We start from the raw sequence: 20297 nt of genomic DNA, 5'->3' as shown, positions 1-20297 counted from the left end.
CCGCGATCAACCGGCCGGCTGCCATCCCCGCACGAAGACATCCACGGGCTGCCGCTTCCCACCGGCCTTTTGCAATTCGAGCAGGCGCAGCACCCCTTCCCCGGTAGCCAGGTCGATGCCATCGGCCCCAGCGCGCAATACGGTACCCGCCGGCTCGGCGACGGCCTGGTCAAGCGCCTGGGCGCGCCACACCTTGACCGGGTCGGCCAAGCCGGGCAGGCGCACGGTGGCGCCGGGCGCCGGGTTGAAGGCGCGCACGCGGCGGGCCAGCAGCGCGGCGGGCTGCGAGCAATCGAGCGCCGCCTCGGCCTTGTCCAGCTTGGCGGCATAGGTCACGCCGCCGGCCGGCTGCGGGCGCGGCTGCAGGCCGCCGGCCTGCAGCGCCTGCAAGGCGGCGACAATGGCCTCGCCGCCGGCGGCGGCCAGCGCGTCATGCAACTGGGCGGCAGTGTCGTCGGCGCCGATGGGCACTTCGCGATCCAGCAGCATGTCGCCGGTATCCAGGCCCTCGTCCATCTGCATGATGGTCACCCCCGTGCGGGCGTCGCCCCCTTCGATGGCCCGCTGGATGGGCGCCGCGCCGCGCCAGCGCGGCAACAGGCTGGCATGGATGTTCAGGCAGCCGTGTGCCGGCAGCGCCAGGGTCCAGGCTGGCAGGATCAGGCCGTAGGCGGCCACCACCATCACCTCGGGCGCGGCTTGCCGCAGTTGGTCGCGGGCCTGCGCGGCCTCGTCGGGGTAGCGGCCGTCGAGCCGCAGGCTGCGCGGCTGCGCCACGGCGATGCCGGCGGCCAGGGCGGCCTGCTTGACCGGGCTGGGCGTCAATTTCAGGCCGCGGCCGGCGGGCCGGTCAGGCTGCGTCAGCACCAGGGGGATATCGTGGCCGGCGGCCAGCAGCGCGTCCAGCGCGACGCGCGCGAATTCCGGCGTTCCGGCGAAGACCAGGCGCATGGGGCTCAGGCGCGCAGCGCTTCGCGCTCGGCCTTCTTGAGCTTGGTCTTGATGCGGCTTTGCTTCAGGTTGGACAGGTACTCGACGAACACCTTGCCGTCGAGATGATCGAGCTCGTGCTGTACGCACACCGCCAGCAGGCCGTCGGCCTCGGCCTCGTACGGATTGCCGTCGATATCCAGCGCCTTGTAGCGGATGCGCGCGGCACGCTCGACCTCGTCATAGATGCCGGGCACCGACAGGCAGCCTTCCTCGTAGGTCTGGCGCTCGTCGCTCTTCCAGGTGATCTCGGGGTTGATCAGCACGCGCAGCTCGTTGCCGGCTTCGGAGACGTCGATGACGACTACGCGTTCATGCACGTCGACCTGCGTGGCCGCCAGGCCGACGCCGGGCGCTTCGTACATGGTGTCGGCCATGTCGCGCACCAGTTTCCGGATGCGGTCGTCCACCACCGCAACCGGCGCGGCCTTCTTGTGCAGGCGCGGGTCGGGATAATGAAGAATGGGAAGCAAAGCCATGGCAAACGCAAAATCGTCGGAGCTGATTATTCAGCGATGGATTAATAATAATTCATTAGAAGCTTGATTTCTAATAGATTCCGGCTAATTGGGCCATTGCCCGGACAGTCGCCGGGACGCTTTTGGCGCGGCGCGCGCGGCGCCGGCCGCGAGCCGTGCGACACTAGCGCACCCGGCGTTCTGGCTGCCGGCCGCCCTCTCACGAACCATGCCGCTTTCGCACTCCGAAGCCGAACTGTCCGCCTGGCTGCGCCTGTCGCTCGAGCCCGGCCTGGGCCCGGCCGACGCCTACCCGCTGCTGTCTGCGCTCGGGCTGCCGGAACAGATCTACGCGCTGGGCGCGGCCGCCCTGGCCCGCCACGTCCCGCACGAACTGGCGCGCCAGCTGGCCGCCCCGCCAGTGTCCGACGTGCAGGACCAGATCGCCCGCACCCTGGAATGGGTGGCGGAGCCCGGCCGGCACATCCTGACCTTGTCGGATCCAGCCTACCCGCAAAGCCTGCTGACCACCGCCGACCCGCCGCTGCTGCTGTACGTCAATGGCGACCCGGCGCGCCTGGCCACGCGGGCGCTGGCGGTGGTGGGCGCCCGCAGCGCCACGCCGGGCGGCTGCGACAACGCGCGTGCCTTTGCCCGCCACCTGGCCGGCCACGGCTGGTGCGTGGTCAGCGGCCTGGCCCTGGGCATCGACGCCGCCGCCCATGAAGGCGCGCTGCAGGCCGGCCCTGCCGGCGCGGGCACGGTGGCCGTCATGGGCACCGGCATCGACCGCGTCTACCCCGCCCGGCACCGCGACCTGGCGCACCGCATCGCCGAGCAGGGCGCGCTGGTGTCCGAACTGCCGCTGGGCACGGGCGCGCGGCCGCACCACTTTCCGCGCCGCAACCGGCTGGTGGCCGGCCTGGCGCGCGGCGTGCTGGTGGTCGAAGCGGCGCGCCAGAGCGGCTCCCTGATCACGGCCCGCCTGGCCGGCGAGAGCGGCCGCGAGGTGTTCGCCATTCCGGGCTCGATCCATTCACCGTTGTCGCGCGGCTGCCATGCGCTGATCCGCCAGGGCGCCAAGCTGGTCGAGACGGCACAGGACATCACCGACGAGCTGGGCGGCAGCGACCCGGCCGCTCCGGCGACGGCGACCGCGGCGGCCGCCCCGCCCCTGCCGGAAACGCCGCTGCTGCAGGCCCTGGGCTACGACCCCCTGCACCTGGACGCGCTGCAGGCGCGCACCGGGCTGGACATCGCCGCGCTGAACGCCCAGTTGCTCGAGCTGGAACTGGCCGGCCGCGTCGCGCGCCTGGACGGCGGCCGCTTCCAGCGCCTGAAATAAGCAGCGGGGCTACTATTGGGATATTCGACCCGCGCCGGCCGCCCGGCGCGCCATTACTTGCCACAGGAAGAGACATGCCGCTGCCCTCCCGCGCCAAGATCGTCGAGGTATCGCCCCGCGACGGCCTGCAGAACGAAAAAGCCCTCATCGCCACCGATATCAAAGTGGAGCTGGTCGACCGCCTGACCGCGGCCGGCTTTCCCAATATCGAGGCCACTTCGTTCGTTTCCCCCAAGTGGGTGCCGCAGATGGCCGATGCCGCCGACGTCATGGCCCGCATCCAGCGCAAGCCGGGGGTGATCTATTCGGTGCTGACGCCCAACATGAAGGGCCTGGAAGGCGCGCTGGCCGCCAAGGCGGACGAGGTCGTGATCTTCGGCGCGGCCAGCGAGGCGTTTTCCCAGAAGAACATCAACTGCTCGATCGCCGAATCCATCGCCCGCTTCGAACCGGTGGCCGAGGCCGCGCGCGCGGCCGGGGTGCGCCTGCGCGGCAGCATCAGTTGCGCGCTGGGCTGTCCGTACCAGGGCGAGGTGCCGGTCGAGGCCGTGGTGGACGTCGCGCGCCGCTACGTGGCGCTGGGCTGCGACGAGATCGACGTGGCCGACACCATTGGCGTGGGCACGCCGCGGCGGGTCCGCGAAGTCATGGCGGCGGTCACCCAGGTGATCGATCCGGCGCGCGTCTCGGGACATTTCCACGACACTTATGGCCAGGCGCTGGCCAACATCCTGGCGGCGCTGGAAACCGGCATCGGCATCTTCCACACCTCGGTGGCCGGCCTGGGCGGCTGCCCGTACGCCAAGGGCGCCACCGGCAACGTCGCCACCGAAGACGTCCTGTACATGCTGCGCGGGCTGGACATCGATACGGGCGTGGACTTCGATGCCGTGGTCGACATCGGCCAGTGGATGTCGGCGCACCTGGACCGCAAGAGCGGCAGCCGCGCCGGCAACGCGGTCGCCGCCAAGCGCGCCGCCTGAGCCGGGGCACGCCAGAATGCCCGCTTCGCGCCGCGCCACCGGACCCCGCCCCTCATGACCTCACTCTTTGCCCCGCCCCCGGTGGAAGAACGCGACGCCCTGCTGCGCGAAATCGGCCCGCTGCCGCTGACCGGCCAGGCCTGGCCGGACTGGGTGCGCATCCTGGCCTGGATCATCCTGGCCATCATCGGCGTGCAGATCGTCTCGTCGGCGATCCGGCTGCCGCCCGGCCAGGTCAGCACCGTGCTGGCGGCCATCGTGATCCTGTGTTTCCTGGGGCTGGTGCTGGTCTCCTGGCACATGCAGAAATCCATCACCACCATCGACGAAGCCGGCCTGCGCCAGACCTGGATCACCCGCCGCGAAGTGACCTGGCAGGAAATCCAGTTCGCCAAGTTCGTGCCGCTGCTGTTCTCGAAGCGGTTGGTGGTGTTCACCCAGCGCGGCCGCCCGGTGGTGTTCCAGGGCGGCACGCGGGAACTGCAGATCGCCTTCGCGAAGATTTCCCTGCTGTACCGGCGCAAGCGCTAGCGCCGCGCGCTCAGGCGGCCAGCGACACCGAGACCGGCGCGTTGGCGGCGCACGCATCCAGCGCCTGGCCGAGGCGCGCGATGCCCTGGGCGATCTGCGTTTCGTTCATGGTGGCGAACGACATGCGCATGGCGTGCAGGTCGGCCTGCGCCGGATCGGCATAGAACGCCTTGCCCGGCACGTAGACCACGCCCTGCTCGATGGCATAGGGCAGCAGCCGGGTGGCGTCGGCTTCGCCCTCGAGGCGCGCCCAGAAGAACATGCCGCCTTCCGGCTTGCGGAAGCTGACGCGGCCCGCCAGGCCGTCCAGCGCCTGCGCCAGGGCGTCGCAACGCGCGCCATAGGCGGCGCGGATGCGCGGCACGTGCTGCTGGTAGCGGCCACTGGCCAGATACTGCGCCACCACTTCCTGCACCCATGCCGACGAGGCCATGTCGTCGGCCGCCTTGGCGCCCACGCAGCGGCGGCGCACCTCGGCGGGAGCCACCAGCCAGCCGATGCGCAGCGCCGGCGCCATGGTCTTGGACATGGTCGAGATATACACCGCCCAGTGGCGCGCCTCGCCTTCGGCCAGGGCGGCGATGGGCGGGACCGCCTCGCCGGCGAAGCGCAGCTCGCCATAGGGGTCGTCCTCGACGATCAGGAACTGGTGCTTGACGGCCAGCTCGAGCAGGCGCAGGCGGCGCTGCCGGCTGATAGTGGCGCCGCACGGATTGGAGAACGATGCCACCACGCAGACGATCTTGGGCTTCAGGCGCGCGGCCATGTCGTCCAGGGCGTCCACGTCGATGCCTTCCGGCCCGGACGCCACCGGATGCACCGTGGCGCCAGTGTAGCGCAGGGCCTGCACCGAATTGGGAAAGGCCGGGCTTTCGATGAAGGCATGGTCGCCGGGCTGCAGCATGACGCGGCTGACCAGCGCCAACGCCTGCTGCGAGCCGCCGGTGACGGCCAGCTCGGTATCGGGATCGCATGCCAGCCCGCGCTCGGCGGTGAGGCGCGCCAGCTCGGCGCGCAGGCTGGCCTGCCCGTCGATGTTGGAATACTGCAGGCACGCCCCGAGGCGGGCCAGCACCTGGTTCGACGCGCTGGTCAGGCCGTCGATGTCGAACAGTTCCTGGGCGGGATAGCCGCCCGCCAGCGAAATGGTGCCGGGGCTCATGGCGTACGACATGAGCGAGCGGATGGGCGAGGCGGCGGGGGTCTGGAAGGGAGCGGCGAAAGCGTAGCGTGGCGCTGCGGAGGACATGATGGAGGGCGAGGCCGGCGGGAACAGGGGCATCGACGCGGCAGGACGCCGCGGGACGGCATAGAACCTTGAAATATAAACAAATATCGAAAGATTCTATGCCCGCCCCCCAGGCCGGTCAACGCGCGGCGCGCCGGCGCGGCGGTGGGCGGCGTTTATCATGTCGTTTTGTATGGAATCCCCCACACAGATGAGCTCCGACGACTCCATGGCGGCGCGCGTGGCGCGGCTGCGCCAGCGCATCGACGCGGCCTGCGAACGGGCCGGCCGGGCCCCCGGCAGCGTGGCATTGCTGCCAGTCAGCAAGACCTTCGGCGCCGAGGCGGTGCGCGCGGCGGCGGCCCTGGGCTTTCGCCGCTTCGGCGAAAACAAGACCCAGGAAATCCGCCAGAAGGCCGCGCCGCTGGCCGACCTGGACATCCAATGGGTGATGATCGGCCATCTGCAGACCAACAAGGCCAAGGACGCGGCGCGCGATGCCGCCGAAGTGCAGTCGCTGGACCGCCTGGAGCTGGCCCACGCGCTGCAGCGCCGGCTCGAGGCCGCCGGTCGCGCCATCGACGTGCTGGTGCAGGTCAAGACCTCGCCCGAACCCGGCAAGCATGGCCTGGCGCCGCAAGACGCCGCCGCTTTCCTGCGCACCGTGGCGCGCGAATGCCCGGCCCTGCGGGTGCAGGGGCTGATGACCATGGCGGTGCAGTCGGACGACGCCGGCGCGGTGCGCGCCTGCTTCCGCAGCCTGCGGGAATTGCGCGACCGCCTGCGCGACGAAGCCATCGACGGGGTGCGGCTGGACCGCCTGTCGATGGGCATGAGCGGCGATTTCGAGATCGCCGTGGAAGAAGGCGCCACCGAAGTGCGTATCGGCAGCGCCGTTTTCGGGGCCCGGCACTACGCCTAGCGGGCCCCGGCAGGGCCGGGCGGCGTCAGTGCTTCATGTGCATGCCATGGCCGGCGTTGTGGCCGATCGGCATGACCTTGAATTTCACCGCGACTTCCCCGGCGTGCTCGAACTTCAGGGTGGCGGGCACTTCGCCGCCTTCGGCGAACGGCTGCTTCAGCTTCAGGAACATGATGTGATAGCCGCCGGGCGCCAGCTTGACGTCGCCGTCGGCCGGCACGGGAATGCCCTCCGGCAGGTGGCGCATGCGGGCCACGCCGTTTTCGGTCTGCACGGTATGCAGCTCGACGCGCTCGGCGGCGTCGGAAGTCACCGACACCAGGCGGTCGGCGGTCTTGGCGTCGTTGTCGATCTCCATGTAGCCGGCGCCGTTGGCCTGGCCGGGCGCGGTCGCGCGCACCCAGGCGTCGTCGATCTCGACCTGGCCGACCTTGTAGTCCACTGCCCAGGCGGACGTCGCGGCGCACAATCCCAGCGCGGCCATGAGTGTCCATTGACGCAATTTCATGAGGCGTTCCTCCATGCTGCCGGCCCGCGACCGGGCGCGGCGGGTTAACGCCGCCGGACCAGGTTGCCGGCGGCCGCCAGGACCGACTGGGTCAAGGCTTCCATAGCCTGCGAGTTTACCCGCCAGTGCTGCCAGTACAGCGGCACATCTTCCGTGGCGCGGGCGCGCAGCGGGACCAGGCGCCCGCTTTCCAGGGCTTCGTTGATCAGCGGCAAGGGGTTCATGGTCCAGCCCAGGCCATCGAGGGTGGCCTGCACGAAGGCGCGCGACGAGGGCAGCCACCACACGGGCGGCTGCCACGGCACATCGCCCATGACCTTGCGGGCAAAGCGCGCCTGCAGGGCGTCCTTGCGGTTGAAGACCAGCACCGGCGCGCTGGCCAGGCTGCGCGCATTGACGCCCTGGCCGAAATGGCGGGCATGGAAGTCCGGCGTGCAGGTCGCCACGTAGCGCATGCTGCCCAGCGGATGGATGCGGCAGCCCTGCACCGGGTCGGCCAGCGCGGTGACCGCGCCCATCACCGAGCCGTTGCGCAGCAGCGCCGCGGTGTGGTCCTGGTCTTCGGACTGCAGGTCCAGCGTCGCCCGGCTGCGCGCCGCGAACAGCCGGGCCGCGTCCATGAACCAGGTCTCCAGGCTGTCGTGATTGACTGCCACCGCGATGCTGGCGTGCGGCACGGCGTCGCCTTCCAGGCCGAGGCGGTCCAGCGCGTCGTGCTCGAGCAGCGCGGTCTGTTCGGCCAGCTGCACCAGCACCTGGCCGTCGGGCGTGGCCACCGCCGGCACCGTGCGCTGCACCAGCAGCCGGCCCATGCGCGCCTCGAGCGCCTTGACCCGTTGCGACACGGCCGAAGGGGTGACGTTGAGGGCCGAGGCGGCCCGTTCGAAACTGCCTTCGCGCACTACCGCGGCCAAGGCCCGCAGGTTGCCGTGATCGATTTTCATGACATTAGCATTGCTTAATCAGCTTAAACAAAATTAGCTTTATTTCATCCGCTCCACAAGCCAGAATACGGGTCCTGGCCGCGGCGCATTGCCGCGGCGTTGTTTTCATCGCCACGGCAATGTCCTGCTGAACCCACGGATCATGTTTTCGCTCGCGTCCTTGCCCGCCTTCTTCACCGCCTGGGCCAGTGGCACCGCCACCGGCCTGGGGCTGTTCGCCGTGGTGGGCGCGCAAAGCGCGTTCATCCTGCGACAGGGGCTGATGCGCGCGCACCTGTTGAGCATCCTGGCCCTGTGCGCCGCCATCGACGCCGTCTTCATCTTCGCCAGCGTGTGGGGGCTGCAGGCCGTGGCCGCCTGGTTCCCCTGGCTGACCGAGGCGGTGCTGTGGTTCGGCGTGGCGTTCCTGGCCTGGTACGCGCTGCAGTCGGCCCGCCGCGCGCTGCGGGCGCAGGGCGGCCTGGTCGCCGCGCGGCAAGCCGTGCCGTCGCGCCGCGCCGCACTGCTCGGCGCGGCCGGCTTCACGCTGCTGAACCCGCATTTCTGGCTGGACATCATGGTGGTGGGTTCGCTGGCGCACAGCTTCGAAGACGCCCGCCTGGCCTTCGCCGCCGGCGCGCTCACCGCCAGCGTGCTATGGCTGGCCGTGCTGGGCATCGGCTCCCGCCTGTTCGCCCCCTGGTTCGCCAACCCGCGCGCCTGGCGGGTGTTGGACGGCGGGATCGCCGTGGTGCTGATCGTATTAGCGGGGCGGCTGGCGTACAAAGGAGTGGCGGGATAACCGGTCGGTGCCTGAGGGCAGATGGCGGGTTCTTCTGGACGTCGTGGCGGGGGTGGCGGTGCGACCGGTAGGCAGGCCTCTTTGCGGCCACGGCGTCCTTCTTGCCGAAGAATTAAATGGCTCGGCCTCTCAGCCACCACCATATGGTGACGATCACTTTACTCGCACACGTCAAACGCGAACCATCGAGAAGTTTTCTTTATAGACGCAGGTACCAGCCAATCACCGCTCGCGCCACGAACTCCATCGCCACGCCCCGGGCATGCCAGGGTCGAATGCCTTTCGGGGGCCGCTCGGGGCGGCCCCCGAAAGGCGGCCCCGCAAACTGTTCCTCTCTCCACCCGCGGGAACCGACGAAGCGCAAGCAAGACGGCCTGCCCAGCGACGGGGTGAACGCAAGCCGATGCGAGTCGTGGCGGGGCGGGGGCCGGGAGCGGGCGCCTCGGGGCCGAGCGAGGGAAACCGAAGGAGCGCAGCGACGAGGTTGACGACGCGGTGCCGGGCGCGCTGGGCGCCCGGCCGGCACCGTGAAGCCCGTTCCCGGCCCCCGCCCCGCCACGACGTCCAGAAGAATTCTGGCCCAGACAGAACCCACAAATAAACCTCGTCACAAGGTCATTCGCCAGCCCCGTCCCCTCCGTACTCCTTCAACCCCTCCAGATCCAGCACCCGCACCGCCCCATACTCCACCCTCAGCAACCCCGCCCCCTCCAGCTTCCCCAACGCCTGGTTGGCACGCTGCCGCGACACCCGCGCCAGGTAGCCGACTTCTTCCTGCGTGATGGCCAGCCGCATCCCCATGCCGGGGTACAGCAGCGGGTTGAAGAGTTCGGCCAGGCAACGCGCCACGCGGGCATCCGGGTCCAGCAGGCGGTCGTACTCGGCCTTGCCGATGAACTGCGCCACGCGCTCATTCAGTTGGTGCAGCAGATAGCGGTTGAACGGAATACTGGTGTCGAGCAGCCAGTCGAAGGTGGCCGCCGGCAGCCGCGCCACCACGGAATCGCGCAATGCCACCACGTCATACTTGCGCACCTCGCGCTTGAGCAGCGAGCCTTCGCCGATCCAGCCGCCGGCCGGCACTCCGGTCAGCGAGGCGATCTTGCCTTCGGCATTGCCCACCGAAACCTTCACCAGCCCCGCCAGCACGCCGATCCAGACCTGCGCAAGTTCGCCTTTGCGCTCTATGATCGTGCCAGCCTGCGCGGACTGCACGGCGATATCCCGCTCGACGCGCGCTTGCTGCTCGTCGGTCAAGACGCGGAACCAGGCCGCGGCAAGGTGCAGGGAATCGGCTAACTGCATCGGGAATACCCTATATGTTCCTGGAATGTCGCAATCGTGACAGTCGGTCGCAACCCAACCTTATACCTTAACTACCGCTGCATATCGAAAATGAACTGGTCAAGTGCCGCCCCGGTGTTCCTGCCGCCAGCTTGAACGCCACACGGGGCGGCCCCCAAACCGGAGGAGACAACGTGGCGCATGCACTGCCCGCCGGCGCACCCGCGCCGGCCACGCCAGGCACTTTTCCTGGCCTGCTGCTGGAGCACGCCCGGGTGCGCGGCACGCGGCCGGCCATCCGCGAGAAAGACCTGGGCATCTGGCAGACGCTCACCTGGGCCGAGGTCGCCAGCCACGTCCGCCAGGCCGCGCATGGCCTGGCCGCGCTGGGCATCGCGCCGGGCATGCACGTGGCCGTCATCGGCGAAAACCGCCCGCGCCTGTACATCGCCATGATGGCCACGCAGGCGCTCGGCGCGATCCCGGTGCCGCTCTACCAGGACGCGGTCGCGCAGGAAATGGTCTATGTGCTGCAGGACGCCGGCATTACCGTGGCCGTGGTCGAAGACCAGGAACAGGTCGACAAGATGCTCGAAGTGCGCGACCAGTGCCCGGCCCTGGCGCACGTGGTGTACGACGACCCGCGCGGCATGCGCCATTACGCCGACCCGATGCTGCGCTCTTACGAGCAGCTCGAGGCCATCGGCCGCGAACATGCCGAACGCCATCCCGCGTATTTCGACGACGCGGTGGCGGCGGTGCAGCCGCACGACGCCGCCGCCATGTTCTATACCTCCGGCACCACCGGCAAGCCCAAGGGCGTGGTGCTGACGCACCATGCCCTGATCGACCGCGCGCGCGCCGTGGCCGAACTGGAAAAACTCACCGACCAGGAAGACGTGCTGGCCTACCTGCCGCCGGCATGGATCGGCCAGAACATGTTCTCGTACACCCAGCTGCTGGTCAGCGGCTTCACGGTCAACCACCCCGAATCGCCCGATACAGTGGCGATCGACATGCGCGACATCGGCCCCACTTATTATTTCGCGCCGCCGCGCGTGCTGGAAGGCCTGCTCACCCATGTCATGATCCGCATGGAAGACGCCGGCCGCGTCAAGCGCGCGATGTTCCGCCGCTGCATGAACCTGGCGCGCAAGGTGGGCGTGCGCATCCTCGACGGCGAACCGGTCGGCGCGTGGGACCGCCTGCGCTACGCCATCGGCAATGTGCTGGTCTACGGCCCGCTGCGCAACGCGCTGGGCATGAGCCGGGTACGCGTGGCCTATACGGCCGGCGAAGCCATCGGCCCGGACCTGTTCGTGTTCTACCGGTCCATCGGCATCAACCTCAAGCAGCTGTACGGCTCGACCGAGACCTCGGTGTTCGTCTGCGTGCAGCCCGACGGCCAGGTGCGCGACGACACCGTGGGCCCGCCCGTCAGCGGGGTGGAAATCCGGGTGGCCGACAACGGCGAGATCCTGGTCAAGAGCCCCGGGCTGTTCAGGGAGTACTACCGCAACCCGCAGGCCACCGAGGAAGCGCGCGATGCCGACGGCTGGTTCCATACGGGGGACGCCGGCTACCTGGACACCGACGGCCAGCTCAAGATCATCGACCGCGCCAAGGACGTCGGCAAGCTGGCCGACGGCAGCCTGTTCGCGCCCAAGTACCTCGAGAACAAGCTCAAGTTCTTCCCGCACATCAAGGAAGCGGTGGCCTTCGGCGCGGGCCGCGACCACGTCTGCGCCTTCGTCAATATCGACCTCGAGGCCGTCGGCAACTGGGCCGAGCGCCGCGGCCTGCCCTACGCCGGCTACACCGACCTGGCCGGCAAGGACGAGGTCTACCAGTTGGTGGGCGAGTGCATCGAGCAGATCAACGCCGACCTGGCGGGCGACCCGAAGCTCGCTGCCTCGCAGATCGCGCGCTTCCTGATCCTGCACAAGGAACTGGACCCCGATGACGACGAACTCACCCGCACCCGCAAGGTGCGGCGCGCCTTCATCGCCCAGAAATACGGCGTACTGGTCGACGCCCTGTTCGCCGGCCAGGAATCGCAATACATCGAGACCGAGGTCAAGTTCGAGGACGGGCGCGTCGGCAAGATTTCCGCCGACCTGAAGATCCGCCCGGTCAAGACTTTCCCTCCCATTACCGCCCGGGCCGCGTAGACCATGAGCCAGACAGACCGCGACCAGCGCATCGGCAAGGTCATGCTCGACCTGCAGAACATCTCGCTGTCGTTCGGGGGCGTGAAGGCCCTGACCGACATCTCGTTCAATGTGCGCGAACACGAGATCCGCGCCATTATCGGCCCGAACGGCGCCGGCAAGAGCTCGATGCTCAACGTCATCAACGGCGTCTATACGCCGCAGCAGGGCGGCATCGAATTCGAGGGCCGGCGCTACTCGCGCATGAACCCGCGCCGCGCCGCCGAGATGGGCATTGCCCGCACGTTCCAGAACCTGGCGCTGTTCAAGGGCATGAGCGTGCTGGACAACATCATGACCGGCCGCAACCTGCGCATGAAGTGCGGCCTGCTGGCCCAGGCGCTGCGCTGGGGGCCGGCCGAGCGCGAGGAAATCCGCCACCGCGAATTCGTCGAGAACATCATCGACTTCCTGGAGATCCAGGCCCACCGCAAGACCCCGGTCGGCCGATTGCCGTACGGCCTGCAAAAGCGCGTCGACCTGGGCCGGGCGCTGGCCATGGAGCCGCGCCTGCTGCTGCTGGACGAGCCCATGGCGGGCATGAACATCGAGGAAAAGCAGGACATGAGCCGCTTCATCCTCGACGTCAACGACGAATTCGGCACCACCATCGTGCTGATCGAGCATGACATGGGCGTGGTGATGGATATCTCCGACCGCGTGGTGGTGCTGGACTATGGCAAGAAGATCGGCGACGGCAAGCCCGACGAAGTCCGGTCCAACGAGGCGGTGATCCAGGCCTACCTGGGCGTCTCGCACTAAAGAAGGCGGAAAGACATGGGATTTTTCCTGGAAACCCTGTTCGGCGGCCTGATGAGCGGCATGCTGTACGCGCTGATCGGCCTGGGCTTCGTGCTGATCTTCAAGGCCTCGGGCGTGTTCAATTTCGCGCAGGGCGCCATGGTGCTGGTGGCCGCGCTGTCGATGGCGCGCTTCTCGGAATGGATACCGGCCTGGCTCGGCTTCGAGAACCTGCTGCTGGCCAATGTGCTGGCCTTCATCGTCAGCGCCCTGCTGATGTTCCTGCTGGCCGTGGCGGTGGAACGCTACGTGCTGCGCCACCTGGTCAACCAGGAGGCCACCACGCTGCTGATGGCCACGCTGGGCATCAGCTATTTCCTCGACGGCCTGGGCCAGATCGCCTTCGGCAGTTCGGTCTACAGCATCGACGTGGGCATGCCCAAGGACCCCGCCTTCATCCTGGAGTCCATGTTCGAGGGCGGCATCCTGATCAACCTGGAAGACCTCACCGCCGCCGTGGTGGCGGCGCTGCTGGTGGCCGCCCTGGCGATCTTCTTCCAGTACACCGGCACCGGCCGGGCGCTGCGCGCGGTGGCCGACGACCACCAGGCGGCGCAGTCGATCGGCATCCCGCTGAACCGCATCTGGGTCATCGTCTGGAGCGTGGCGGGGCTGGTGGCGCTGGTGGCGGGCATTATCTGGGGCTCGAAGTTCGGCGTGCAGTTCACCCTTTCCACGGCGGCGCTGCGCGCCCTGCCGGTGGTCATCCTGGGCGGGCTGACTTCGGTGCCGGGCGCCATCCTGGGCGGCCTGATCATCGGCGTGGGCGAAAAGCTGTCGGAAGTCTACCTGGGCTCGCTGGTGGGCGGCGGCATCGAAATCTGGTTCGCCTACGTGCTGGCGCTCGTGTTCCTGCTGTTCCGCCCGCAAGGGCTGTTCGGCGAGAAAATCATCGACCGGGTCTGAGGAAGCAACCATGTTCTACCGCGAAAACGGCCAATTCAAGACCGGCTATCGCGCCGACCAGCAGATCTTCCCGATCCGCCAGGACCGTATCTTCATCGGCCTGCTGCTGGCGATCGCCTTCGTGGCGGTGCCGCTGCTGGCCAGCGACTACCTGCTGCGCGCCATCCTGATCCCGTTCCTGATTCTGGCGCTGGCCGCCGTGGGCCTGAACATCCTGGTGGGCTACTGCGGCCAGATTTCGCTGGGCACCGGCGCCTTCATGGCGGTGGGCGCCTACGCCGCCTGGAATTTCGGGGTGCGCTTTCCCGGCATGCCGCTGGTGGCGCAGATCCTGCTGGGCGGCTGCTTCGCCACGCTGGTGGGGGTGCTGTTCGGCATACCCAGCCTGCGCATCCGCGGCCTGTACCTGGCGGTGGCCACGCTGGCGGCGCAGTTCTTCGTCGACTGGGCGTTCCTGCGCATCCCGTTCTTCACCAATTATTCCTCGTCGGGCAGCGTATCGGTGCCGCCGCTGACGGCGTTCGGACTGCCGGTGCACACCTCGCTGCAGCGCTACCTGTTCGTCCTGGTCTTCGTGGTGGTGTTCGCCCTGCTGGCCAAGAACCTGGTGCGCGGCGCCATCGGCCGGCAATGGATGGCGATCCGCGACATGGACGTGGCGGCGGCGGTGATCGGCATCCGGCCCATGTACGCCAAGCTCACCGCCTTCGCGGTCAGCTCGTTCATCGTGGGCGTGGCGGGCGCGCTGTGGGGCTACATCCACCTCGGCTCCTGGGAGCCGCTGGCCTTCGACCTGGCGCGTTCGTTCCAGCTGCTGTTCATGGTGATCATCGGCGGGCTGGGTTCCATCATGGGCAGCTTCTTCGGCGCGGCATTCATCGTGCTGGTGCCGGTGGCCCTGACCAACGTGCCGCACCTGCTGGGCCTGTCCCTGTCGGTGGACACCGCCGCGCACATCGAGCACATGGTGTTCGGCGCGCTGATCGTGTTCTTCCTGATCGCCGAGCCGCACGGGCTGGCCCGCCTGTGGAGCATCGGCAAAGAGAAACTGCGCATCTGGCCATTCCCGCATTGAGTTCCGGCCGCCGCGCCGGCACGCGCGGCGCGGCGGCCCTTTCGACTACCCGGCCTCAGACCGGGCCAATCCCGGTGTCACATGCACCAAGCAGGAGGTAAATGGAGATGAAGCGTCTTAACCTGAAGTGGGCAGCGGCCATGGTGGCCGTATCCGGCGCCCTGACCGCGGCCGCCGCGCCGGCGCTGGCGGCGGAAGAGCAATTCGTTCCGCTCTTGGTGTACCGCACCGGCTCGTTCGCGCCGCTGGGCATTCCCTGGGCCGACGGCAAGCTCGACTACCTGAAGCTGGTCAACGCGCGCGACGGCGGCGTCAACGGTGTGAAGATCACCTACGAGGAATGCGAGACCGCCTACGCCACCGACCGCGGCGTGGAATGCTACGAACGCCTCAAGGGCAAGAACGGCGGGGCGTCCGGCTTCGACACCCAGTCCACCGGCATTACTTTCGCGGTCAGCGACAAGGCCATCGTCGACAAGGTGCCGGTCGAGACCATGGGCTACGGCCTGTCCCAGTCGGTGGACGGCAGCGTGTTCGAATGGAACTTCCCGCTGCTGGGCACCTACTGGACCGCCGCCGACGTGATGATCCAGGACATCGCCAAGAAAGAAGGCGGCATGGACAAGCTCAAGGGCAAGAAGATCGCCCTGGTCTACCATGACTCGCCCTATGGCAAGGAGCCGATCCCGCTGTTGCAGAAGCGCGCCGCCGCGCAGGGCTTCGAACTGCTGCTGTATCCGGTGACCGCGCCCGGCGTGGAACAGAAATCCACCTGGCTGCAGATCCGCCAGTCGCGCCCGGCCTACGTGCTGTTATGGAGCGCCGGCATCATGACGCCCACCGCCATCCGCGAGGCGCAGGCCAGCGGCTACCCGCGCGAAAAGATGTACGCGATCTGGTGGGCCGGCTCCGAAGGCGACGTCAAGGACCTGGGCAGCGTCGCCAAGGGCTACAACGCCATCACCATCCACAACAGCGCCGCCCAGGGCAAGGTCTATGAAGACCTGAAGAAGTACGTCTACGACAAAGGCCAGGGCAGCGACGCTTCCGGCAACACCACGCTGGGCACCATCGCCCACACGCGCGGCATGATGATCTCGATGCTGCAGGTCGAGGCGATCCGCACCGCCCAGGAGAAGTTCGGCAAGGGCAAGCACATGACGCCGGAACAAGTGCGCTGGGGCTTCGAGAACCTGAACATCACCCAGGAACGCCTGAACGAGCTGGGCTTCGGCGACATCATGCGGCCGGTCAAGACCTCGTGCAGCAACCATATGGGCGACGACTGGGCCCGCATCGTGCAGTGGGACGGCAAGGAGTTCAAGGTGGCATCGGACTGGTACCAGTCCGACAAGTCGGTGACGCGCTCGCTGGTGCAGGAAGCCGCGGCGAAGTACGCCAAAGAGAAGAACATCACGCCCCGCAAGTGCGAAGGCTGATGTGAACCGGCCGCCGGCGCCCGTGCGCCGGCGGCTACCCGCCGCAGGAACCGCCATGACCGCTGCAAACCCCGCCGAAACCGCCAAGATACTGTTGGACGTGAACGGCATCGAGGTCATCTACAACCACGTCATCCTGGTGCTCAAGGGCGTCTCGCTGCAAGTCCCGGAAGGCCGCATCGTGGCGCTGCTGGGTGCCAACGGCGCCGGCAAGACCACTACGCTGCGCGCCGTGTCCAACCTGCTCAAGGGCGAGCGCGGCGACGTCACCAAGGGCTACATCCAGTATCGCGGCCAGCGCATCGAGCGGCTGTCGCCGGCCGAGCTGGTCAAGCGCGGCGTGGTGCAGGTGATGGAAGGCCGCCACTGCTTCGCCCACCTGACCATCGAGGAAAACCTGCTGACCGGCGCCTACACCCGCGACCTGAATCGCGGCGACACGGCCGCCGCGCTGGAGCGGGTGTACCAGTATTTCCCGCGCCTGAAGCAGCGCCGCGCCAGCCAGGCCGGCTACACCTCGGGCGGCGAACAGCAGATGACCGCCATCGGCCGCGCGCTGATGGCCAACCCCAACATGATCCTGCTCGACGAGCCGTCGATGGGGCTGGCCCCGCAGATCGTCGAAGAGATCTTCGAGATCGTGCGCGACCTGAACCAGCGCGAACGGGTCAGCTTCCTGCTGGCCGAGCAGAACACCAACATCGCCCTGCGCTATGCCGACTACGGCTACATCCTGGAAAACGGCCGCGTCATGATGGACGGGGCGGCCGACGACCTGGCGCGCAACGAGGACGTCAAGGAGTTCTACCTGGGCATTTCCAGCGGCGAGCGCAAGAGCTTCCGCGACCACAAGTTCTACCGGCGTCGCAAGCGCTGGCTGGCCTAGGGCTTCCAGGACCGGCCCCGACGCTTTCTCCCTATGGCATCCCGAAGAGTGCGACCTCATGCCTGCGTTTTTTGATGCACTGGAAACCCGCGCGCCCGAAGAGCGCGAACGCGACCTGATGGCGGCCCTGCCAGGCGTCATCGAACGCGCCATGGCCGGGGCGCCCGCCATCGCCGCCCAGCTGCGCGGCATCGACCCGCGCGGCATCACCTCGCGCCAGGCGCTGGCCGCGCTGCCGGTGCTGCGCAAGCACGAACTGCTGGAGCGCCAGCAGCACAGCCGTGGCGGCGCCGGGCCGGCCGGCCCGGCGAAGGCCTTCGGCGGCTTCTCGACCATCGGCTGGGGCCACGCGCTGCGCGTGTTCGCCTCGCCCGGCCCGATCTACGAACCCGAGAGCGCGCGCGCCGACTACTGGCGCTTCGCCCGCGCCCTGTACGCGGCCGGCTTCCGGCCGGGCGAACTGGCCTACAACTGCTTCTCCTACCATTTCACGCCGGCCGGCTCCATGATGGAGACAGCGGCCCATGCCGTCGGCTGCACCGTCTTCCCGGGCGGCACCGGGCAGACCGAGCAGCAAGTGCGCGCCATTGCCGACCTGGCCCCCAGCGGCTACACCGGCACCCCCAGCTTCCTCAAGATCATCCTGGAAAAAGCCGACGAGCTGGGCGTGCCGCTGCCGTCGCTGCGGCGCGCGCTGGTGTCGGGCGAGGCGTTTCCGCCCTCGCTGCGCGACTGGCTGGCCGCGCGCGGCATCGACGGCTACCAGGCCTACGGCAGCGCCGACCTGGGCATGATCGCCTTCGAGACCGGCGCCCGCGAGGGCCTGGTGGTGGGCGAGGAGATCATCGTCGAGATCGTGCGGCCAGGCACCGGCACGCCGGTGCCCGATGGCGAGGTGGGGGAAGTGGTCGTCACGACGTTCAACCCCGACTACCCGCTGGTGCGCTTCGGCACCGGCGACCTGTCGGCCATCCTGCCCGGCGCGTCGCCTTGCGGCCGCACCAATATCCGCATCAAGGGCTGGATGGGCCGCGCCGACCAGACCACCAAGGTGCGCGGCATGTTCGTGCACCCCTCCCAGGTCGCCGAGGTGCTGGCGCGCCACCCCGAGATCGCCCGCGCCCGGCTGGTGGTCAGTGGCGAGATGGGCGCCGACCGCATGGTGCTGCAGATCGAGGCGCCCGAGCACAGCGAGGCGCTGGCCGCGCGCATCGCCGAATCGGTGCGCGAGATGACCAAGCTGCGCGCCGATGTGCAATGGGCCGAGCCCGGCAGCCTGCCCAACGACGGCAAGGTCATCGACGACGTGCGGTCGTACAAGTAGCGCGGCGCCTCCAGATGTCAGACACCCTTATGGGTGTCTGACACCTTCCGCCGACACGCCACCGCCTCTGCCAGGTGTCAGACACCCCGTGGGTGTCTGACACCTCCTGCCGGCACACCGCCGCTCGCTGCTTGCGCCGCGCGCCAATATCCCGCAACATCGATGCATCGCCGCCTGGCCTTGCACGCGTCGCCTCATGTTCGCCGAAGCGCAATCCGACCCTTCCCTGTCCAAAGAGGCCTACGAAGCCCAGGAAGCGCGGCTGCGCGTCGCCCTGCTGAAGGCACAGTACGAGCGCCTCGAACGCGCCGACCGCGCGCTGCTGATCGTGGTGGCCGGCATCGACGGGGCCGGCAAGGGCGCCACCATCAACCTGCTGAACGAATGGATGGACCCGCGCCACATCCAGACCATGGCCTTCGGCCCTCCCGAGACCGACGAGCAGGAACGCCCGCCCATGTGGCGCTACTGGAACGAGCTGCCGGCCAAGGGCCGCACCGGCATCGTGTTCGGATCGTGGTATGTGCCGCTGCTGCTGGAAGCGGCGCGCAAGAAGCCCCGCCAACGCCGCATCGAGGCGCACGCAGAAGCCATCCGCCGCTTCGAGGCCGCGCTGTCGGCCGACGGGGTGCAGATCATCAAGCTGTGGTACCACCTGTCGGACAAGGCGCAAGCCGAGCGCACCCGGCGCCTGCTGGCCAGCCCCGAGACCGCCTGGCAGGTGACGCCGGCCGACCGCAAGGTGCGCAAGAAATACGACCGCCTGTGCGATGCCGGCCGCCTGGCCATCGGCCTGACCAACGGCGCCCACGCGCCCTGGGTAGTGATACCCAGCGCCGACGATCGCCTGCGCGCCATACGCACCAGCGAAGCGGTGCTGGCCGCGCTGCGGCAGCGCGCCGCGCCGCGCGTCGACCCGGCCTATGCCGGGCCGCCCGCCAAGCCGGCGCGCGACGCCCGCCGGCTCGACCAGCTCGACTACGACGCCCATATCGACAAGGACGACTACGAAACCGTGCTGGGCCTGCTGCAGGGGCGCCTGGCGCGCGCCGTCCGCTCGCCGGACTTCCGCCGGCGCAGCCTGATCCTGGTGTTCGAAGGCCAGGACGCCGCCGGCAAGGGCGGCACCATCCGGCGCGTCACGCATGCGCTGGACGCGCGGCAGTTCGACATCACCCCGGTCAGCGCGCCCGCGCGGCACGAACTGGCGCGCCCGTATCTGTGGCGGTTCTGGCGCCGCCTGCCCCGGCAGGGCCGCATCGCCATCTTCGACCGCTCCTGGTACGGCCGGGTGCTGGTCGAGCGCGTCGAGGGCCTGGCCGCGCCGGGCGCCTGGCGCCGCGCCTATACCGAGATCAACGATTTCGAGCGCCAGCTGGCCGAGCACGGCGCCATCGTGCTGAAGTTCTGGCTGGCGGTCACGGCCGACGAGCAATTGCGGCGCTTCCGCGAGCGCGAGCAATCGCCCTTCAAGCATTTCAAGATCACGCCCGACGACTGGCGCAACCGCAAGAAGTGGCGTGAATATGCCGCCGCGGTCGACGACATGCTGGCGCGCACCGACACCGGCCACGCGCCCTGGCACGTGATCCCGTCCAACGACAAGCGCTACGCGCGCGTGCAAGTGCTGCGGCATATCGTCGCCGCCCTGGAAGACTCCCTCTGACCCATTGGTTACTGCC

General features: G+C 68.7%; 19 protein-coding genes. 13 read left to right on the top strand and 6 right to left on the bottom strand.

Features of this window, described 5'->3' with window-relative positions; genetic code table 11:
* Window positions 1-6: 6 nt before the first annotated feature.
* Together fmt and def are read right to left on the bottom strand one after the other, a co-directional pair.
* Window positions 7-951, bottom strand: a complete 945-nt coding sequence (gene fmt / locus ACKTT0_RS10025) for a methionyl-tRNA formyltransferase (RefSeq protein ID WP_407849757.1) — start codon at window positions 949-951, stop codon at window positions 7-9.
* A 5-nt stretch (window positions 952-956) separates the two neighbouring features.
* Entirely contained in the window at window positions 957-1469 is a 513-nt protein-coding gene (def, locus tag ACKTT0_RS10020; RefSeq protein ID WP_407849755.1) for a peptide deformylase, read from the bottom strand.
* A 208-nt stretch (window positions 1470-1677) separates the two neighbouring features.
* Between def and dprA the strand changes: the two genes are divergently transcribed.
* From dprA to ACKTT0_RS10005, 3 genes are all read left to right on the top strand, one after another.
* Window positions 1678-2793, top strand: a complete 1116-nt coding sequence (gene dprA, locus ACKTT0_RS10015; RefSeq protein WP_407849753.1) for a DNA-processing protein DprA — start codon at window positions 1678-1680, stop codon at window positions 2791-2793.
* A 74-nt stretch (window positions 2794-2867) separates the two neighbouring features.
* Complete coding sequence (locus tag ACKTT0_RS10010; protein ID WP_407849751.1) at window positions 2868-3776, top strand: hydroxymethylglutaryl-CoA lyase; 909 nt, start codon at window positions 2868-2870, stop codon at window positions 3774-3776.
* Between the two features lie 54 nt (window positions 3777-3830).
* Entirely contained in the window at window positions 3831-4307 is a 477-nt protein-coding gene (locus ACKTT0_RS10005) for a hypothetical protein (protein WP_407849750.1), read from the top strand.
* 10 nt (window positions 4308-4317) lie between these two features.
* Here the strand turns inward: ACKTT0_RS10005 and ACKTT0_RS10000 are convergent, their stop codons facing one another.
* Window positions 4318-5556: an aminotransferase-like domain-containing protein gene (locus tag ACKTT0_RS10000; protein WP_407849749.1), complete on the bottom strand. Its 1239-nt coding sequence runs from the start codon at window positions 5554-5556 to the stop codon at window positions 4318-4320.
* 190 nt (window positions 5557-5746) lie between these two features.
* Here ACKTT0_RS10000 and ACKTT0_RS09995 point away from each other — a divergent pair, with 190 nt between their 5' ends.
* The gene (locus ACKTT0_RS09995) at window positions 5747-6457 is read left to right on the top strand and encodes a YggS family pyridoxal phosphate-dependent enzyme (protein ID WP_407849748.1); all 711 of its coding nucleotides are present in this window, start codon (window positions 5747-5749) and stop codon (window positions 6455-6457) included.
* A gap of 25 nt (window positions 6458-6482) precedes the next feature.
* On the opposite strand, the gene ACKTT0_RS09990 is transcribed toward ACKTT0_RS09995, so the two are convergent.
* Window positions 6483-6965, bottom strand: coding sequence for a copper chaperone PCu(A)C (locus ACKTT0_RS09990; RefSeq protein ID WP_407849746.1), 483 nt, complete (start codon window positions 6963-6965; stop codon window positions 6483-6485).
* 44 nt (window positions 6966-7009) lie between these two features.
* Window positions 7010-7909, bottom strand: a complete 900-nt coding sequence (locus ACKTT0_RS09985; protein ID WP_407849745.1) for a LysR family transcriptional regulator ArgP — start codon at window positions 7907-7909, stop codon at window positions 7010-7012.
* A 142-nt stretch (window positions 7910-8051) separates the two neighbouring features.
* Between ACKTT0_RS09985 and ACKTT0_RS09980 the strand changes: the two genes are divergently transcribed.
* Window positions 8052-8690: a LysE/ArgO family amino acid transporter gene (locus ACKTT0_RS09980; RefSeq protein ID WP_407849744.1), complete on the top strand. Its 639-nt coding sequence runs from the start codon at window positions 8052-8054 to the stop codon at window positions 8688-8690.
* 615 nt (window positions 8691-9305) lie between these two features.
* On the opposite strand, the gene ACKTT0_RS09975 is transcribed toward ACKTT0_RS09980, so the two are convergent.
* Window positions 9306-9995, bottom strand: a complete 690-nt coding sequence (locus tag ACKTT0_RS09975) for a Crp/Fnr family transcriptional regulator (RefSeq protein WP_407849743.1) — start codon at window positions 9993-9995, stop codon at window positions 9306-9308.
* Window positions 9996-10168: 173 nt separating this feature from the next.
* Here ACKTT0_RS09975 and ACKTT0_RS09970 point away from each other — a divergent pair, with 173 nt between their 5' ends.
* The 8 genes from ACKTT0_RS09970 (at window position 10169) to pap (ending at window position 20281) form a co-directional block, all read left to right on the top strand.
* The gene (locus tag ACKTT0_RS09970) at window positions 10169-12145 is read left to right on the top strand and encodes an AMP-dependent synthetase/ligase (RefSeq protein WP_407849742.1); all 1977 of its coding nucleotides are present in this window, start codon (window positions 10169-10171) and stop codon (window positions 12143-12145) included.
* A 3-nt stretch (window positions 12146-12148) separates the two neighbouring features.
* Window positions 12149-12946, top strand: coding sequence for an ABC transporter ATP-binding protein (locus ACKTT0_RS09965; RefSeq protein ID WP_028354380.1), 798 nt, complete (start codon window positions 12149-12151; stop codon window positions 12944-12946).
* A 15-nt stretch (window positions 12947-12961) separates the two neighbouring features.
* A complete protein-coding gene (locus tag ACKTT0_RS09960; RefSeq protein ID WP_407849741.1) occupies window positions 12962-13891 on the top strand; it encodes a branched-chain amino acid ABC transporter permease in 930 nt (309 codons plus the stop codon).
* 10 nt (window positions 13892-13901) lie between these two features.
* The gene (locus tag ACKTT0_RS09955) at window positions 13902-14966 is read left to right on the top strand and encodes a branched-chain amino acid ABC transporter permease (protein ID WP_407849740.1); all 1065 of its coding nucleotides are present in this window, start codon (window positions 13902-13904) and stop codon (window positions 14964-14966) included.
* 101 nt (window positions 14967-15067) lie between these two features.
* Window positions 15068-16405, top strand: coding sequence for an ABC transporter substrate-binding protein (locus ACKTT0_RS09950; protein WP_407849739.1), 1338 nt, complete (start codon window positions 15068-15070; stop codon window positions 16403-16405).
* A 55-nt stretch (window positions 16406-16460) separates the two neighbouring features.
* Window positions 16461-17291, top strand: a complete 831-nt coding sequence (locus ACKTT0_RS09945; protein ID WP_407849738.1) for an ABC transporter ATP-binding protein — start codon at window positions 16461-16463, stop codon at window positions 17289-17291.
* A 58-nt stretch (window positions 17292-17349) separates the two neighbouring features.
* A complete protein-coding gene (locus ACKTT0_RS09940) occupies window positions 17350-18615 on the top strand; it encodes a phenylacetate--CoA ligase family protein (protein ID WP_407849737.1) in 1266 nt (421 codons plus the stop codon).
* A 196-nt stretch (window positions 18616-18811) separates the two neighbouring features.
* The gene (gene pap, locus ACKTT0_RS09935; RefSeq protein ID WP_407849736.1) at window positions 18812-20281 is read left to right on the top strand and encodes a polyphosphate:AMP phosphotransferase; all 1470 of its coding nucleotides are present in this window, start codon (window positions 18812-18814) and stop codon (window positions 20279-20281) included.
* The last annotated feature ends 16 nt before the right edge of the window (window positions 20282-20297 follow it).

Origin of the sequence: Bordetella saccharivorans, assembly GCF_045862855.1 — a bacterium.
GTDB classification, from domain to species: domain Bacteria; phylum Pseudomonadota; class Gammaproteobacteria; order Burkholderiales; family Burkholderiaceae_B; genus Bordetella_A; species Bordetella_A petrii_F.
Note: the sequence above shows the minus strand (reverse complement) of the source record. Positions and strands in the feature narration are given on the sequence as shown.

Coding starts and splice junctions, on each gene's coding strand:
- def (WP_407849755.1), bottom strand. CDS start 1,469: ATGGCTTTGCTTCCCATTCTTCATTATCCCGACCCGCGCCTGCACAAG.
- fmt (WP_407849757.1), bottom strand. CDS start 951: ATGCGCCTGGTCTTCGCCGGAACGCCGGAATTCGCGCGCGTCGCGCTG.
- ACKTT0_RS10005 (WP_407849750.1), top strand. CDS start 3,831: ATGACCTCACTCTTTGCCCCGCCCCCGGTGGAAGAACGCGACGCCCTG.
- ACKTT0_RS09940 (WP_407849737.1), top strand. CDS start 17,350: ATGCCTGCGTTTTTTGATGCACTGGAAACCCGCGCGCCCGAAGAGCGC.
- ACKTT0_RS09980 (WP_407849744.1), top strand. CDS start 8,052: ATGTTTTCGCTCGCGTCCTTGCCCGCCTTCTTCACCGCCTGGGCCAGT.
- ACKTT0_RS10010 (WP_407849751.1), top strand. CDS start 2,868: ATGCCGCTGCCCTCCCGCGCCAAGATCGTCGAGGTATCGCCCCGCGAC.
- ACKTT0_RS09945 (WP_407849738.1), top strand. CDS start 16,461: ATGACCGCTGCAAACCCCGCCGAAACCGCCAAGATACTGTTGGACGTG.
- ACKTT0_RS09955 (WP_407849740.1), top strand. CDS start 13,902: ATGTTCTACCGCGAAAACGGCCAATTCAAGACCGGCTATCGCGCCGAC.
- ACKTT0_RS09975 (WP_407849743.1), bottom strand. CDS start 9,995: ATGCAGTTAGCCGATTCCCTGCACCTTGCCGCGGCCTGGTTCCGCGTC.
- ACKTT0_RS09995 (WP_407849748.1), top strand. CDS start 5,747: ATGAGCTCCGACGACTCCATGGCGGCGCGCGTGGCGCGGCTGCGCCAG.
- ACKTT0_RS10000 (WP_407849749.1), bottom strand. CDS start 5,556: ATGTCCTCCGCAGCGCCACGCTACGCTTTCGCCGCTCCCTTCCAGACC.
- ACKTT0_RS09965 (WP_028354380.1), top strand. CDS start 12,149: ATGAGCCAGACAGACCGCGACCAGCGCATCGGCAAGGTCATGCTCGAC.
- ACKTT0_RS09950 (WP_407849739.1), top strand. CDS start 15,068: ATGGAGATGAAGCGTCTTAACCTGAAGTGGGCAGCGGCCATGGTGGCC.
- pap (WP_407849736.1), top strand. CDS start 18,812: ATGTTCGCCGAAGCGCAATCCGACCCTTCCCTGTCCAAAGAGGCCTAC.
- dprA (WP_407849753.1), top strand. CDS start 1,678: ATGCCGCTTTCGCACTCCGAAGCCGAACTGTCCGCCTGGCTGCGCCTG.
- ACKTT0_RS09990 (WP_407849746.1), bottom strand. CDS start 6,965: ATGAAATTGCGTCAATGGACACTCATGGCCGCGCTGGGATTGTGCGCC.
- ACKTT0_RS09960 (WP_407849741.1), top strand. CDS start 12,962: ATGGGATTTTTCCTGGAAACCCTGTTCGGCGGCCTGATGAGCGGCATG.
- ACKTT0_RS09985 (WP_407849745.1), bottom strand. CDS start 7,909: ATGAAAATCGATCACGGCAACCTGCGGGCCTTGGCCGCGGTAGTGCGC.